We start from the raw sequence: 15,048 nt of genomic DNA on the forward strand, positions 1-15,048 counted from the left end.
GCCCGCCCTTGTTCAGGCGGGCCAGCTCGGCGTTCGGCCCTGCATGCCTTCGAAGATGGGACGCATCGGATCGGGCACTGATCCCGCCCCGATGCCGGTGCCGAAATTGATGCCCCGTCGCTCATATATCCGCCATCCCTCGGCCGTGCGCCGCAGCCTGTCCTCATAGCCGCCCACCGCCAGAAGGTCTGTCGGGCGCAGGGGATCGGCGCCGGGGATCGCGAACCACTGCCAGGCCATGACGCGGCTGGCCGCGCGGGCTTCGTCGCCCTGCACTTCGATCACCAGATTGGTGATATTATGCGAACAGCCCATCATTGCGCCCTGATAGCCCATGCACTGGGCATGGATGGCTTCGCGCCCTACGGATCGCGCGCTGCCGAAGTCGATCGAGCCATCTTCCGTGAATATTTCCTCCGCGATGCGATGATATTGCATCGAATCGACCAGATGGGCGTAGCGGTAGATGCATTCCTCGATCGCGAGGCGATCCGCCAGCATGGGGAGGTCGATCGTCATGGCAAATACCCTTCTTTACCGACCGCGAGGGTGGTCGTGATCTTTGGTTCCTTTCAACCGCAGCCGACCACCCCGCCGTCGACCGGAATCTGGGCGCCGGTGACATAGGCGCCCGCGCGCGAACACAGGAAAATGACGATGCCGGCAATATCGTCCGGCGAACCCAGACGTTTGAGCGGAATATGCGCCAGCAGGGCAGGATCGACCTGATCCTCGTCCCGCATATGCGCCGTCATCTTGGTTGGGAAGAAGCCGGGAATGACCGCATTGACGGTGATGTTGCGTTCCGCCAGATCGCCCGCCAGATCGCGCGTCATCATATGGACCGCGGCCTTGCTCGCGGCATAGCTGTATGCGCTGAGCCGCTCCGTCTTCATGCCCGCGACCGAACCGATGTTGATCACCCGCGCCGGATCGCCCAGCGTCCCGACAGCGCCCAGTTCAGGCAGCAGTTCCCGGATCATGGTGAAGGGCGTCTGGACATTCACGGCCATCACGCCGGGCCAGGCCTTGTCGGGGAAGCTGTCGATCGGCCCGCCCCAGGTCTTGCCCGCATTATTGACCAATATGTGGCACGCGCCGACCGCATCGCGATAACGGGCGACGAGATCGACCGCCGCCTCGGGTGTCGACAGGTCTGCGGGGAGGGGGATGCACGGTCCCAGCGCCGCCATTTCCCGGGCGGCCTCTTCGCAGATGTCGGCCTTGCGCGATGTGATCGCGACCGTCGCCCCGGCCCGCAGCAGACCTTCGGCGATCATGCGGCCCAGCCCCTGTGCGCCGCCGGTGACCAGCGCCTTCTTGCCGGTCAGGCTGAACAGATCGCTCACATCGTCACCACGACTTTGCCGAACTTATGCTGGTCGCGCAGATGCAGAAGCGCTTCCTTCGCCTGTGCGAGCGGATAGGTCGCCTCGATCACCGGCTTGATTTCATATCGCTCGGCAAAGGCGAGCATGTCCTTGAAGTCCTGCGGGTCGCCGACCTGGCTGCCGACGATGCTGGCGCTCTTCAGGAAGATGTCGGTCGCGTTGAACTTGATCTCATTGCCGGCGGTCGAACCATAGATGACGATGCGCGCGCCCGGATTGATGGCGCGGACATAATTGGCGAAGCTGGGCGAGGGCGCACCGTCCAGCACCACATCGATGCCGCCGGTCAGCTTGCCGACCTGCTTGCGCCAGTCGGGATCGGTGTAGAGCAGGCCGCCCTTGGCCCCCATCGCCACGGCCCGATCGATCACGTCCTGATTTTCGCCGGTGACATAGACATTGGCGCCCTTGGCGACGGCGAAGGCAAGGCCGAATGTCGCAACGCCGCCGCCCACGCCGCTGATGAGCAAGGTTTCCCCCGCCTCCAGCCGGCCCTTGAACATCAGCGCGCGCCAGGATGTCAACGCCGTCAGGGGCATGGCCCCGGCTTCCTCGAAGCTCATGAAGGCGGGCTTGGGCGCCAGATTGTCGACCGGCACGCAGATATATTCAGCGATCGTGCCGGCAAAGGGCATGCCGAGCAGGCCGAAATCGGCGGCCGGCGCATGGCGGTTCGGCCCCCAGTTGCGCGCGGGATACAGAACGACCTCATCGCCTTCGCTGACGCCGGTCACGCCCTCACCGATCATGTCGACGACGCCCGCGCCATCGCAGCCCAGCGTGATCGGCACAGTCATGCCGGGATATTGACCATGCGTGATGAACAGTTCGCGATGGTTGATCGACGCCGCCCGCAGTGCGACGCGCACCTCTCCCGGACCGGGCACCGGCGTTTCGACTTCCGTCACCGCAACGGATTCAGGGCCGTCGGTCCGTTCGAGATAAAGGGCCTTCATGGTCAACCTTTCCTAATATCCTGCCTGGCGCCGCGAGCTGCGTGGCAACAACCCTTGCGTGACGGCCCCGGCTTTTCCGTTCCGAAGCTGGACATTTTTCCGGCTCATTGGGAACCTATCTGTGGATAGGAAAAAGGGATTGCGTTTATAGATTCATCGCTCAGAATATATTTCACACAATAAAACGAATCGTGCGAAGGCGCGTGCTCAGGAGAGAACAGCATGACCGTTGTGCCGACAACCATCTTGCCGCCCCGGTCGACGCATAGCCCAATCCGGCGCGCCGCGCTGGTGGCGTTGACCGACAAAGTGGCTCAGTCGCGCATGACGGCGGTGTCCGCCCCCGCCGGAAGCGGGAAGACAACGGCCATGCTGTTCTGGGCGGATGAACTCAAGGCCCGGGGGCGTCCCGTTCTCTGGCTGGCGGCGCGGGCGGGATTAGGAAGCAAGCAGTCGTTTCTCCAGGCATTGAAGGCCGCCGGGATCGTCGCGGGCCTGCCGTGGGAAGACCTGAAAAGTAATGCATCCGATGAAAGCTGGCTGTCCATCATCGCGATGATGGGGGATGTGCGACCCGTCATCATCATTGATGACGCGCAGTTGCTGGCCAAACCGATCCTTGAATTTGTGGCGCAATTGTCGTCCAGCGCGCGGGATGCGCTCACCATCATCATTGCCGCGCGTGGGACGGTCGGACTGTCGCTGGCGCGCATGCGCGCGCTCGGATTTCTGGTCGAAGTGGGGGTCGCTGACCTGTCCTTCACTTTGACCGAAGCGACCGAGCTGGTCACCCGGTCGATCGGAACGCCGGTGGATTCGCGCGATCTACAGGACATAGTGGGTGATACACAGGGCTGGGTTTCCGGTATTGTGATCGCATGCGACCTCTATCGTCGTGCCGGCGAAGGCGCTGGAAATCTTCGATTGACGGGCCTCCGGCCGGAATTCGCCGAATATTTTCATGATGAAGTATTGAGCCTGCAGCCGGACGATGTCCGTCGCTTTCTGGTCGACACCTCGATACTCGACGAACTGACCCCATCCGCCTGCGCGGCAGTAATGGAGGATGAAAATTCCCGGGCGATGCTGGACCATGTCTTCCGCGAAGGTCTGTTTCTGCATGCCATCGATCAGGAACATAGCCGCTATTCCTATCACCGGCTGTTTCGTGAAATGGTCCTCGGCAGGCTCATGGAACGCGCGCCTGGCCGTGCCGCCGTCATGCATCGACGGGCGAGCGACCATTTTGCGGAAAATGGGCAGCTTATCATGGCGATCGAACATGCGCGGCTGAGCGGCGATAAGGCGTTTCTCGCCGACCAGCTGGATCGTCTGGCCGAAGGACTGACCTATTCGGGATATCTGTATCGCATCGACGAACTGGGCGCGGAACTGCCCTGGCCGATCCTGGCCGAACGTCCCAACCTGCTGCTGGCGCTGGCGTGGAGACGTATCCGCCAACTGGCATTTTCTTCGGCGGACAGACTGATTTCCGCCGCGAGGCAGGCCTGTGAAGCCCGGCGCGAGGCGCAGTCCCTGCCCGCACATGAAATCGAGCAGCTTGACCTGCTGATCCGCCATCGCTTCGTGATGCTGGCGGCGGCGCGCGACGACATGGTCAGGGTCGAGGCGGACTCCGAGCCGCTGCTCGCCGAACTGGCCGACAGTCACGCCTACCTCAGCTGCACCTTGCTGGCGCAGCTCATGTCGGCGCGGCGGGAACTTTATCATTTTCAGGACATGCTCAAGCTTGAGGCGGAAACCAGCCGCGCCCTCTCGCGCCCCGGATCGGCTTTTGCGTCCATCGCGCTGAAGGCCTCAGTCGCGCCCACCATGATGGCGCAGGGCAAGACCCCCTTTGCCCAACGGTTTCTGGAAGAAGCCTTTGCGCTTGCGGTTGAGATCCATGGTCCGGGTTCCGGCCTGGCTGCGCTTCCTGCCTTGCCGTTGGCCGAGTTGCTTTACGATGCAGGCGATCTTGAACAGGCGGCGGATCTGGCGGAGCAGTATCTGCCGGTCGTGCGGCAATGGGGATTTTCCGATCAGATGGCGTCCGGCTATCTGGTCAGCGCGCGTTTGCGGGCGGCACGGGGCGATTTGCCCGGAGCGCTTTCGACGCTCAACGACGCCCATCTCGTGGCGATCGAATGTGGACTTGATCGCCTGCGCTCCTTCATCGTGGCAGAGGAAGTGCGGCTGCTGATCAAGGCGGGGCAGATTGAGGAGGCCGAGCAGCATTTTCTGGCGGGCGATCCGCAGCTGGACGGCGAACCCATTCCGACCTTGCACCCGACGCGGCGCAACGAAAGCATCGCGATCGCCTGGCTCCGGATCGAGATGCAACGTCACCGGCTTGGACGGGCGCGCAAGGTAGCCCATCGCTGGCTCGAATTCGTCAAGCGCGCGGGGGCGGTGCGTTCGGCCGTGATCTTCGAACTGCTGTTGGCGGAAATCGCCGTGCTTCAGGGCAATCGGTCCGAGGCGCGAAGGGCTGTTCGCGCCGCCGTCGAAATGGCCGAACCTGCCGGATGGGTGCGGGTCTTCATCGATGAGGGCGAGGTGATCGCGTCTCTCATCATCGAAGCCTATTCGCAGGGTCCGGAACTGGAAACGCCCGCCGATCGCTTCGCCGTTCGCCTCGTGTCGCTATTGCGCAGAGGACCGCAGATCGAAGCGGATGAGGACGAGGAGGATGATTTCGGTCTGACCGGGCGCCTCGCCAACCGCGAGGTCGACATTTTGACGATGGTGAGCGGTGGCTTGCGTAACCGGGAAATCGGCGACCGCCTGGGTCTGACCGAAGGCACGGTCAAATGGTATATGCAGCAAATATATGACAAGCTGGGCGTGCGGCGCCGGCCGCAGGCGGTTCTGAGGGCGCGGCAACTGGGTATTTTGCCCTGAAGCGCGCGCGGCTTCCTATCGAAGGATAGATTGCGCCGTTCGCGCAACCTGCGAACCGCGCAATCTGCGCGAAAGGAAATATCATGGCAAAACGCAAGGTCATCATCAGCTGCGCGATTACAGGCGCAATCCACACGCCCTCCATGTCGCCCTATTTGCCCGTGACTGCGGAGGAGATTGCGGAATCGGCGGTCGGCGCGGCGGAGGCGGGCGCGGCCATCATCCATTTGCATGCGCGCAATCCTGTCGATGGGCGGCCGGACCAGAATCCCGATCTGTTCGAACCCTTCCTCAAGGTCATCAAGCAGCGCACGGACGCGGTGCTGAACCTGACCACGGGGGGGCACCCCTCCATGACGGTGCAGGAACGTATTCGTCCCGCCCAGACTTTCGCTCCTGAAGTTGCCAGCCTCAATATGGGCACGATGGGCTTTGGTTTGTTCCCGATGCTGGATCGCTACAAATCGTTCAAGCATGACTGGGAACCGGCAGCGCTCGAAGCGTCGCGCGACCTGGTGTTCAAGAATACCTATGCTGATATCGAATATCTTCTGACAACTTTGTCACCACTGGGCACGCGGTTTGAATTCGAATGCTATGACACCAGCCATCTTTACAATCTGAAATATTTTCTCGACCGCGGTCTCGTAAAGGCGCCGCTGTTCATCCAGACCTGCTTCGGCATATTGGGCGGCATCGGCAGCCATCCCGACGATATCATGCACATGAAGCGGACGGCCGACCGGCTGTTCGGCGACCAATATGAATGGTCCGTGCTGGGGGCTGGCGCGCGCCAGATGAGCATTATCGCCATGGCGGCATCCATGGGCGGCAATGTTCGCATCGGTCTGGAGGATTCGCTGTGGGGCGGTCCGGGCCGGCTCGCTGAAACCAACGCGGAGCAGGTGAAGACCGCACGGCAGATCGTCGAAGGCATGGGTCTTGAAATCGCCACGCCTGATGAGGCGCGCGCCATGCTCGACCTCAAGGGCGCGGACCGGACGAATATCTGATGGCGGAAAAAAGCGGGCCGCTGGCCGGTATTCGCCTGCTGGAGATCGACGCGATCGGCCCCGTGCCGCTCGCGGCGATGCTGTTGGCCGATATGGGCGCCGAGATCGTCCGCATAGCCCGGCCGCCATCGGCGGGGGTGGGGGACTGGGACGATGTGGGGGGCGATATCCTGCATCGCAGCCGGGCGGTGGCCTATCTCGATCTCAAGCGGGACGCGGATCGCGAACAGCTGCTGGCATTGATCGAGCGGGCGGACGGGTTGATCGAGGGATACAGGCCCGGCGTCATGGAACGCCTTGGGGTCGGTCCCGATGTCTGCCTGGCGCGCAATCCGCGGTTCGTGTTCGGACGGATGACGGGTTGGGGGCAATCCGGGCCGCTCGCGCTGCGGGCGGGCCATGACATCAATTATCTGTCGATCACCGGCGCTCTCCACGCCATGGGTGAGCGGCAGGGGACGCCGCCGGTGCCGCTCAATCTGGTGGGCGATTATGGCGGCGGTGCGATGTTCCTGATCTTCGGCCTGTTGAGCGCGCTGCTTGCGGCGCAACGGACGGGGCAGGGGCAGGTCGTCGATGCCTGCATCACCGACGGCGTCGCGTCGTTGATGAGCCTTTTCTATGCGTGGCAGCCCAAGGGTTTGTGGGAAGATGCGCCCGGCTCCAATCTGCTGGACGGCGCGGCACCCTTTTATCGCTGTTATGAATGTGCCGATGGGCGGCATGTCGCGGTGGGATGTCTGGAACCGAAATTCTTTGCCCAGATGGTGGAAGGACTGGGTCTTTCCGATCGGCACTATGACCAGAATGATCGGGAAGGCTGGCCCGCGATGCAGGCGGACTTTGCCACGGTGTTCCTGACGAAAAGCCGCGACGAATGGGCTGCCCTGTTTGCGGCCGGCGATGCCTGCGTCACGCCCGTCCTGTCGATGGAGGAAGCGCCCCGGCATGCGCATAATGCGGCGCGTGGGACTTTTGTGCGGCGGAACGGCATGGCCCAGCCAGCGCCCGCGCCGAGATTGTCCCTCAATGCGGGCGGCATCTGCGAGCCTTCGGCCGTGCCGGTCGCCGACCTGATCGCAGCCTGGTCCTGATCTGCCATCGCAGCCATGCATAGCGCATCGGTGCGGCGCAAATACAACATCTGAGCCGTTTGTTCTGGATTGGCGCAAATCCTATCCGGCGATAGGTGGTTAATGAGGCTGAACGCTGAATTTGCCGCAGGTCATCACGCTTGCGCCGCGCGCAGGTGGCAGCGATAACTGGTTCAAGGAGAGGATTTTTATGCGATTGGCTGCTCTGAAATTGGCATTGGTTGCGAGCGCCGCGGCTGTTGTTTTCCCCTCATGGGCTCAGCCCGTAACCTCGGCCGAACCGCAGGCGGAAAGCGCGAATGCGGGTGACATAGTTGTCACAGCCCGTCGCCGGGAAGAGCGGCTGCAAGATGTGTCCGTCTCCATTTCCGCCTTCTCTTCGGAGGCGCTGGAACGCAGCACCGTTCAGACGGTCAGCGACGTGAAGACGATCGCGCCGGGTTTCACCTTCTCATCCGAAGGGGGCAAAGATAACGTCGCCCTGACCCTGCGGGGCATTGGCCAGTTGCCGCTGGGCGAAGTGACGCCGGGCGTCGTCATCTATCTCAACGACACCCCCTTGCCGTCCGTCGGGTCGAACGTGCCGACCTATGATATCGGCAGCATTCAGGTGCTCAAGGGGCCGCAGGGGACGCTGTTCGGCCGTAACACGTTGGGCGGGGCGGTCGTGATCGGCAGTCAGAAGCCGAGTTACGCGTTCGAAGGCTATGTGGAGGGCACTTACGGCCGCTTCGATTATCGCGAGCTGGAAGGCGCGGTGAATATCCCGATCATCGAGGATAAGATCGCCTTCCGCGCGGCGGGCCAGATCCGCCGGCAGGACCCGCGCAGGATCGCCTTCGACGGTGGCCCGGGCTTCGACAATATCCATCAGGACGCCTTCCGCCTGTCGCTGCTGGTCGAGCCGGTCGAGGGCCTCAAGAGCACGACCATCTATGAATATTTCAAGGGCGATGAACTGGCCGGCGGCCTTTATCTGCTGCGTGAGAATTACCCCTTCGCCGCGCTGGGGCTGGGGGTAGTCGAGCCGCAGGTGCAGGCGGCGCTGCAGGCGCAGAAGGCCAATCGTCGCGGATCGTTCGATGGCGGCATCAACGGCGGTGCGGCCTATCGCAAGACCACGTCTATCACCAATGATACGTCTTTCAGCTTTGGCGATCTGACGCTGCGCAACATTTTCGGCTATCGCAAGAATTACAGTTATCAGCTGATCAACACCGGCGGCCTGCCGCTGCTGCAGATACCCACGGGTCTACCGTCTCCCGCGCCTTCGGCCGTGCCGTTCACCCTGTTCACAGCGTCATCCGTGCTGGATCGGCAGTATCTGACGAATGAAACCCAGTTGCTGGGCGACTTTGGTTCGTTCAATTTCATCGTTGGCGCATTTTACAATAATGACAAGCCGGACGGTCCCAGCGGGTCGCAGTTCACGGCATTTTCCGTTGGTGGCGTCCCTGCTCCGGCGGTGACGGCGCATGTTCGCAACAAGAACTGGGCGGTCTATGGCCAGATCGGTTATGAATTTACCGACAAGCTGAAGCTCAATCTGGGCGCGCGTTACAGCTGGGACAAGGTATCGGCCTGCGGTGGCACCATCGGCACGAATTATGTCGATGAAGCCACTTGCCTCAACACCGCCGCCCTAGGTCTGGCCGACGGCGTCGGCACGGTATCCAACAAGGGGCAGGAGCCGAGCTGGACCATCGGGCTCGATTACAAGGCGACGCCGGACTGGCTACTCTATATCGTGTCGCGGCGCGGCTATCGGGGCGCCAATGTGAACACGCCGCTGTTCGAAACGCCCTTTACCACGGGCGGCACAAACCCGGCCTGCGTCGCGACCGGAGGCGTGTGCGCGGATCTTCGTCCTTTCCAGAAAACGGGAGAGGAAAAGATCACCGACGTCGAGATCGGTTCCAAATATGATTATCATGTCGGATCGGCACGCGGGCGCCTCAATATCGCCGCCTATTACAGCAAATATAAAAATGCCCTTCAGTTCCTGAACACGCAGACGACCGTTCCGAATGGCACCCCGGATTCGCCGACCAACGGGTCTTTGGCCGCCAATGTCGCGGATCTGCGGATTTGGGGCGTGGAACTGGAAGCATCGATCAGCCCCGTGCGGAGCCTCACCGTCGGTTTCAACGCCGCCTATACCAATGTGAAGGTGGAAAGCCTGACCGTTCCAGCGGGGCTGCCTTCGACGATCGTGCTGGGCGAGGGCCAGATCAACAAATATTCGCCCAGCTTTTCCGGCACGGCCAGCGTCAGTTGGACCCTGCCGATCCGTCCGGCTGACGGCGATGTCGTGCTCAACGCCGACCTGTTCATGACCGACGATTTCGGCGGTCAGAACGGCGAAAAGCTGCCGGGTTACCAGTTGGCCAATGCACGGCTGGACTGGCGCGGGATCGGGGGCACGGGCCTTGATCTGGGCGTCTATGTGAAGAACCTCTTCAACGAGAAATATTTCTCGGCCTCCAGCGTTCTTCTGCCGTCCTTCCCCACCAGTTCGGTCTATGCGGGCGATCCGCGGACCTGGGGCGTCACGGCCAAATATACATTCTAAAACGCCTGTGAGGGGGGAGGGTGAGCGATCCGTCCGCCTTCCCCCTCTACAAGGACAGGTTTGCGCCGAGGCGGCAGGGCGTAGGAAGTTCCCGAGAGGATGGCCATGAAGCTCGGCATATGCAGCATGTGGGGGGACAGGCTGGACGGATTTCGCGAAGAAGTCCGTCTTGCTGCCGATCTCGGTTTCGAGCTGATCACTGTGGGCGATTCGCCAGCGGGTTGGCACGAACTCTATGTGTCGCTTACCCTCGCTGCACTGGACGCCCCGAAAGCGACTTTGGCGCCGCTTGTCACATCGCCCTTCATGCGGCATCCGCTGGTAACGGCTTCCGCGCTCAGCACGATCGACGATCTTTCCGGCGGGCGCGTGGCATTGGGCCTGGCGACGGGCGGCAGCACGGTTCTGGCCATCGGGCGGCCGCCCGCCACGCAAAAGGAAATACGGGCGGAACTGGCGGCGCTTCGGGACCTGTTTGCCGGACGGCCGGCGGAGCTGAACGGAGCGGAGATCAAGCCGCTCCGTTTTGCCCGGCCGATTCCGATCTATTATTCCGCCTTCGGTCCCAAGGCGCTGGCTCTGGCGGGCGAGCAAGCCGATGGCGTCATATTGTTCGCGGGTGAACGCCATCTCGACGCGCTGAAGGACCGGATCGATACGGTCCGGGCAGCGGCGCAGGCGGCGGGGCGGGACCCTTTGTCGATCGATATTTGGGTCGTTTCCTTCGCCTCGATCCGTCCCAGCCGGGACCAAGCCATTGACGATCTCAAGGCGTTCATCGTCGTCAACGGCATGGCCTTCCGCACGCCCGAAACGCTGGCGCGTGTCCCGACGCAGTTTCGCGGCAAGATCGATGAACTGCACGCGCGCTATGACCCGACCGAACATGTGGTCGTCGGCGGCAGGAATGTGGCCTTGATGGAAGAATTGGGGCTGACCGGGTTTCTGGCGGATTTCGATACGTTGGCAGGACCCGTCGACGCGGCCACGGACATGCTGCGGCAACTTGAGGCGATGGGCGTCTCGACCTTCATCGCGGCCTTGCCCGGACATGCGGCGCCGCTAGAAACCATTCGCGGGCTTGCCCTGGCGAGGAGTGCGATGTGACACTGGATCTACTGCATCTGAGCGAAGACGAAGCGGCCGGGATTGCGGCGGTGCTGCGATCCCCGTCCCTTGCGGACATGATGGAGGCAGCGGAGGCGATGACGGTCGCAGCGCATGGCCGTCGCGTGACCTATTCGCGCAAGGTCTTCATCCCCCTCACCAAATTGTGCCGCGACGTCTGCCATTATTGCACCTTCGCCACCACGCCGGCCCGCGCCGGTGATGCCTATCTCAGCAGAGACGAGGTTCTGGCCATTGCCCGCGCGGGGGCGGCGGCCGGATGCCGGGAAGCCCTTTTCACGCTCGGCGATAGGCCGGAGGCCCGCTATGCCGCTGCGCGTGAGGCTCTCGCGGGGCTTGGGCATGACTCGACCCTGTCCTATCTTGCCGAAATGGCGGAACTGGTGTTCCGCGAGACGGGCTTGCTGCCTCATCTCAATCCCGGTCTGATGGACAGCGCCGACTATGCGCTGTTGAGGCCGCATTCCGCTTCCATGGGCATCATGCTGGAAAGCAGTTCCGACCGGCTGTGCGCACGCGGCGGCCCGCATTTCGGTTCGCCCGACAAGGAGCCGGCCCTGCGATTGGCCGCCATCGAGGAGGCCGGACGGGCGCGCGTGCCATTCACGACCGGCCTGCTGATCGGCATCGGCGAAACCCGCGATGAGCAGGTGGAAGCGCTGGTCGCCATTCGCGATCTGCATCGCCGCTACGGCCATGTTCAGGAAGTCATCATCCAGAATTTCCGCGCAAAGCCGGGAACGCGGATGGCGGATCATGCCGAACCGTCGCTTGACGATCATCTTTGGGGCATCGCCGCCGCGCGGATCATCCTGGGGCCTGAGATGACGATCCAGGCACCGCCCAATCTCCACGATCGCGTCGATCTGGCGCCGCTGATCCGGGCCGGCGTCAATGATTGGGGCGGGGTGTCGCCCGTGACGCCGGACCATGTAAACCCGGAGGCGCCCTGGCCGCATCTGGAGATATTGGAGGACGCCACCAAAGCCGCGGGCCGCATATTGATGCAGCGGCTCGCCATCGGTCCGCGTCATGCGCTCGCCGCGCGGGATTGGGTAGCGCCAGCCATCGCCACCCAGATCCTGCGTGCCATCGACGGGCGGGGATTGCCCAAGGTCGACGACTGGTCCGCAGGGCATGGCGATCCCGCGCCCGACATCATGGCCGTGGAGCCCGTTCTGGCCTCCCGATCGGTCCTCTCCATCCTTGCCGCGGCGGAGGAGGGTGAGCGGCTGAGCGAAGCGGACATTGTCACCCTGTTCGATGCCGAGCAGGATGATTTCACCGCCATCGTCAACCAGGCCGATCGGTTGAGGCGGCAGGCCGTGGGCGACATGCTGACCTATGCGGTCAACCGCAACATCAACTATACCAATATCTGCCTCTACAAATGTGGTTTCTGCGCCTTCTCGAAGGGCAGCACCAAGGCCATGCGCGGTCCGGCCTACAGGCTCGACATGGAGGAGATCGGACGCCGCGCGGCCGAAGCCTGGGATCGCGGCGCGACCGAAGTCTGCCTTCAGGGCGGGATTCATCCCGATTATGACGGTCACACCTATCTTGATGTCCTGAAGGCAGTGCGTGAGGCCGCGCCCGATATTCATATCCATGCCTTTTCGCCGCTGGAGGTGACGCACGGTGCGCGCACGCTCGGTCTGCCGCTGGAGGATTATCTGGCACGGCTGAGGGAAGCGGGGCTGTCCACGCTACCCGGCACGGCGGCGGAGATACTGGATCCCGAAGTTCGCGCCATCATCTGCCCTGACAAGGTGACGGCGGATGAGTGGATCGAGGTGATGCGCGTGGCGCATGGGGTGGGCCTGCGCAGCACGGCGACGATCATGTTCGGCCATGTCGAGGAATATCGCCATTGGGCGCGCCATCTGCTCCGCATCCGCGGGTTGCAGGAGGAGACGGGCGGCTTCACCGAATTCGTGCCGCTGCCGTTCGTGCATATGGAATCGCCGATCTGGCGCAAGGGGCTGGCACGGTCCGGGCCAAGCTATCGGGAGGCCGTGTTGATGCACGCGGTGGCGCGCATCGTGCTGCATCCGGTGATCCCCAATATCCAGGTGTCCTGGGTGAAGATGGGACCGGAAGGGGCCGCGGCGATCCTGAATGCAGGCGCCAATGACATGGGTGGCACGCTGATGGATGAATCGATTACCCGGGCTGCCGGTGGCGTCAATGGGCAGGAATTCGGGCCTAAGGAAATGCAGGCTCTGGCGGCCTCGGTGGGACGGCCTGTCCGCCAGCGCACGACACTTTATCAACCGGTGCCGCCACGGCCCCTTGCCTTATCGGAGACGCTATGACCGACCTGCAATATCCGGTGAAGGACAAGGTTGCGATTGTCACCGGCGGAGGAACCGGCATCGGTCTGGCCACCGCGCTCATGCTGGCGGGCCGTGGGGCGAAGATCGCCGTGGCAGGGCCGGAGGCTGCGCCGCTCGATGAAGCCGTCGCGCGGGTCGAGGCAACTGGCGGAGAGGCGATCGCCCTCATCATGGATGTCACCGACGAGGAGACGGTGGCGAACGGCATCGCCCAGGTCGTGGATCGTTTCGGCAGGCTCGACATCCTGCACGCCAATGCAGCGCAGACCGGTATGTTGGCCGGTGATGGGCTGATCGCAGATATGGATGCCGACTTCTGGGACCGTGCCTTTGCGGTCAACCTTCGCGGGGCGATGCTCACCGCAAAACATGCCATCCCGCGCATGATCGCTGCGGGCGGCGGTTCGGTCGTCTTTACCGGATCGGGCAAGGGCCTCGCCGGGGATCTCGACTTTCCCGCTTATGGCACGACCAAGGCCGGCCTGCTCAGCCTGTCCCGCTATATCGCCACGCAATATGGAAAGCAGGGCATCCGGTCCAATGTCGTCGTTGTCGGGCTGGTGATGACGGAGGCTCTGGACCGCAACATGCCGCCGGAGGCACAGGCGCTGATGCGGGAGCATAATATGGTCGACTATCTCGGTCGGCCGGAGGATATTGCAGAGGTAGTCGCGTTTCTGGCATCCGATCAATCCCGCTACATCACCGGCGCTTCGATTGTCGCCGACGGCGGGTTCACGTCCCATTCCGCGGTATTTGCAGACATGATGCGCTTTACCGCCAACCAATCGAAGGACATTCTATGACATTTCCTGCCATTGCCGTCGTCGGCGGCACCGGCAATCTGGGCGCTGCGATCGCCTGGCGGCTGGCGCGTGCCGGTTATCCCGTGACGATCGGATCGCGAAAAGCCGAAAGTGCGGAAAAGGCAGCCTCGGAACTGGGGCACGGTCTGCGCGGGGGCGCCAATGCGGATGTCGCGGCGGAAGCGGACATTGTCATCGTGACGGTGCCCTTTGCCGCACAGGAGGCGACGCTTCGCGACATTGCCCCCCATGTCGCGGGCAAGCTGGTCGTGGACACGACTGTCCCGCTCGTTCCGCCCAAGGTGATGCGCGTCCAGTTGCCGGATGAAGGCTCCGCCGCCCAGAAGGCGCAGGACGTGCTGGGACAGGATGTCACGCTGGTCTCCGCTTTCCACAATGTCGCCGCGCACAAGCTGGCGAAGGATGTCGATGTCGGGTGCGACGTGCTGGTATTTGGCGATGACAAGGATGCCCGGGCGCGCGTTGTGGCACTGGCTGATGCCATGGGGTTGCGGGGGCTGCATGGTGGTGCGCTCGTCAATTCCGCCGCTGCCGAAGCGCTGACGTCGATCCTGATCTTCATGAACAAGACTTATAAGGTCGACGGCGCGGGCATTCGCATCACGGGCGAACTCGTGCCGCTGGAGGCGTGACGCTGCCTTGACGGGTTCGAAGGAATCCGCCCATCGAAAGCCCTGACCCTCTCTTCGGACAGGGCACGGCTGATGGTGAGGATGGGGGAAGGGCATTTTGCCGTGCCGAAAATCGTCGGGCACAGATTTCAGGGCGGCTTCCCCTTCCGGCGGGAAGGTGCCGCGCACCCCGCCCCGTCTATCCTTTCGCCCGGA

General features: G+C 62.9%; 11 protein-coding genes. 8 read left to right on the forward strand and 3 right to left on the reverse strand.

All coding sequences use genetic code 11. The features are described from left to right. Nucleotides 1–12 precede the first annotated feature (12 nt). The 3 genes from HHL26_RS02015 to HHL26_RS02025 are packed head-to-tail and all read right to left on the reverse strand — an operon-like array spanning nucleotide 13 to nucleotide 2,347. Nucleotides 13–519: a nuclear transport factor 2 family protein gene (locus HHL26_RS02015; RefSeq protein ID WP_066562987.1), complete on the reverse strand. Its 507-nt coding sequence runs from the start codon at nucleotides 517–519 to the stop codon at nucleotides 13–15. A 53-nt stretch (nucleotides 520–572) separates the two neighbouring features. Then, complete coding sequence (locus tag HHL26_RS02020; RefSeq protein ID WP_066562986.1) at nucleotides 573–1,349, reverse strand: SDR family oxidoreductase; 777 nt, start codon at nucleotides 1,347–1,349, stop codon at nucleotides 573–575. Beyond that, nucleotides 1,346–2,347, reverse strand: coding sequence for a zinc-binding dehydrogenase (locus HHL26_RS02025; protein ID WP_066562984.1), 1,002 nt, complete (start codon nucleotides 2,345–2,347; stop codon nucleotides 1,346–1,348). Before HHL26_RS02025 ends, HHL26_RS02020 begins: the two co-directional genes overlap by 4 nt. A gap of 222 nt (nucleotides 2,348–2,569) precedes the next feature. Between HHL26_RS02025 and HHL26_RS02030 the strand changes: the two genes are divergently transcribed. The 8 genes from HHL26_RS02030 to npdG all read left to right on the forward strand — a co-directional run bounded on the left by HHL26_RS02030 (nucleotide 2,570) and on the right by npdG (nucleotide 14,853). Continuing rightward, nucleotides 2,570–5,251, forward strand: a complete 2,682-nt coding sequence (locus HHL26_RS02030) for a LuxR C-terminal-related transcriptional regulator (protein WP_237230092.1) — start codon at nucleotides 2,570–2,572, stop codon at nucleotides 5,249–5,251. An 83-nt stretch (nucleotides 5,252–5,334) separates the two neighbouring features. Further along, nucleotides 5,335–6,264: a 3-keto-5-aminohexanoate cleavage protein gene (locus HHL26_RS02035; protein WP_066562982.1), complete on the forward strand. Its 930-nt coding sequence runs from the start codon at nucleotides 5,335–5,337 to the stop codon at nucleotides 6,262–6,264. Then, on the forward strand, nucleotides 6,264–7,358 hold the full coding sequence (locus HHL26_RS02040; RefSeq protein WP_066562981.1) for a CaiB/BaiF CoA-transferase family protein: 1,095 nt from the start codon (nucleotides 6,264–6,266) through the stop codon (nucleotides 7,356–7,358). The genes HHL26_RS02035 and HHL26_RS02040 overlap by 1 nt, the downstream gene beginning before the upstream one ends. Before the next feature lie 190 nt (nucleotides 7,359–7,548). Further along, nucleotides 7,549–9,930 (forward strand): TonB-dependent receptor, encoded by a 2,382-nt coding sequence (locus tag HHL26_RS02045; RefSeq protein WP_066563907.1) that lies wholly within the window; start codon nucleotides 7,549–7,551, stop codon nucleotides 9,928–9,930. A gap of 105 nt (nucleotides 9,931–10,035) precedes the next feature. Beyond that, on the forward strand, nucleotides 10,036–11,037 hold the full coding sequence (locus HHL26_RS02050) for an LLM class flavin-dependent oxidoreductase (protein WP_240962272.1): 1,002 nt from the start codon (nucleotides 10,036–10,038) through the stop codon (nucleotides 11,035–11,037). Continuing rightward, nucleotides 11,034–13,373: a 5-amino-6-(D-ribitylamino)uracil--L-tyrosine 4-hydroxyphenyl transferase CofH gene (cofH, locus tag HHL26_RS02055; RefSeq protein WP_066562979.1), complete on the forward strand. Its 2,340-nt coding sequence runs from the start codon at nucleotides 11,034–11,036 to the stop codon at nucleotides 13,371–13,373. Before HHL26_RS02050 ends, cofH begins: the two co-directional genes overlap by 4 nt. Continuing rightward, the gene (locus HHL26_RS02060) at nucleotides 13,370–14,200 is read left to right on the forward strand and encodes an SDR family oxidoreductase (RefSeq protein WP_066562977.1); all 831 of its coding nucleotides are present in this window, start codon (nucleotides 13,370–13,372) and stop codon (nucleotides 14,198–14,200) included. The genes cofH and HHL26_RS02060 overlap by 4 nt, the downstream gene beginning before the upstream one ends. Then, nucleotides 14,197–14,853, forward strand: coding sequence for an NADPH-dependent F420 reductase (npdG, locus tag HHL26_RS02065; RefSeq protein ID WP_066562976.1), 657 nt, complete (start codon nucleotides 14,197–14,199; stop codon nucleotides 14,851–14,853). The genes HHL26_RS02060 and npdG overlap by 4 nt, the downstream gene beginning before the upstream one ends. Nucleotides 14,854–15,048: the final 195 nt, after the last annotated feature.

The sequence above is a fragment of the Sphingobium sp. TB-6 genome (genome assembly GCF_012927365.1).
GTDB lineage: Bacteria > Pseudomonadota > Alphaproteobacteria > Sphingomonadales > Sphingomonadaceae > Sphingobium.